Source organism: Mycobacterium sp. NGS26 (genome assembly GCF_059813025.1).
The window spans coordinates 1-233 of sequence record NZ_JCALDU010000050.1; the positions used below are offsets into that span (position 1 = coordinate 1).

Here is a 233-nt window from a genome sequence, read left to right on the forward strand (position 1 = left end):
TCGTGGCGTAGACGGTCGTCTCGGTGGGGCCGTAGCCGTTGATCATCACCCGCCCCGGCGCCCACCGATCCACCACCTCGGCCGGGCAGGCCTCACCGGCCACCATCAAAGCGACAGACTCCAAACACTGCGGGGAGAGCGCCGCAAGCGCGCCAGGGGTTTGGCTTAGGACGCTGACGCGTTCGTCGACCAGCAAGGCGCGGAAGTTGTCCGGGGAGGCGGCCACCTCTTCG

At 68.7% G+C, this 233-nt stretch carries 1 pseudogene; it reads right to left on the bottom strand.

Annotated features, from left to right (window positions below):
• A pseudogene (locus AC5Y6X_RS24510) lies at nt 1–233 on the bottom strand (hypothetical protein); the annotation flags it as partial.